The sequence below is a fragment of the Porphyromonas sp. CAG:1061 genome (assembly GCF_000435035.1).
GTDB lineage: Bacteria > Bacteroidota > Bacteroidia > Bacteroidales > Porphyromonadaceae > Porphyromonas_A > Porphyromonas_A somerae.
The window spans coordinates 14,725-15,431 of record NZ_HF988906.1 but is presented as its reverse complement, the minus strand read 5'-3'; the positions used below and the strand labels follow the sequence as shown (position 1 = coordinate 15,431).

The following is a 707-nucleotide window of genomic DNA, read 5'->3' as shown; positions in this document are numbered from 1 at the left end:
CATCATTCGCACAATAGTCTTTTCTAATGCGTCATCCCAGGGGTAATCCACATACCGATATCGCCATCTCAATATAATTGGTATCTTTGTAGTGATGAGCCTAGATGGAAATCCCACTATTATTAATATATTAGACAATTTGATACTATTATGAACTGGTTTCAAGAACTACTCTTCGGCAGCGGAGTAGGACATTCACTAATGATTCTTGCCCTGACAATTATGCTAGGAATTTTGCTTGGCAGGGTGAAGATCGCTGGCATTTCGCTTGGCGCCACGTTTATCCTCTTTGTTGGCATCCTTTTTGGGGAGCTAGGAATGAAGGTGGATAGGAGTCTCTTGCACTTTTTTCAGGAGTTTGGACTGATACTCTTCGTCTTCTCAATAGGGCTACAGGTAGGGCCTAGTTTCTTTAGCAACTTCAAAAAGGGAGGGCGTACCCTCAACCTGCTCGCCACCCTCAATGTGGTGCTGGCAGTGGTGGTAACGACGGTGATTTACTTCCTTTCGGGAGTGCCTCTGCAGACGATGGTGGGCATCATGAGTGGTGCCATCACCAATACCCCTGGGCTAGGAGCGGCCCAGCAGGCCTACTCTGATATAACCGGCATTGAAGACCCCTCTATCGGCATGGGCTATGCGGTAGCTTATCCTCTAGGCGTGGTAGGGATCATCCTCTCCATCATACTGATTCGCTGGATCGGAAG

At 47.7% G+C, this 707-nt stretch carries 1 pseudogene; it reads left to right on the top strand.

Annotated elements, in window-relative coordinates:
• Positions 1-150: 150 nt before the first annotated feature.
• Positions 151-707: pseudogene (locus tag QVO39_RS04100) on the top strand (aspartate-alanine antiporter-like transporter); the annotation flags it as partial.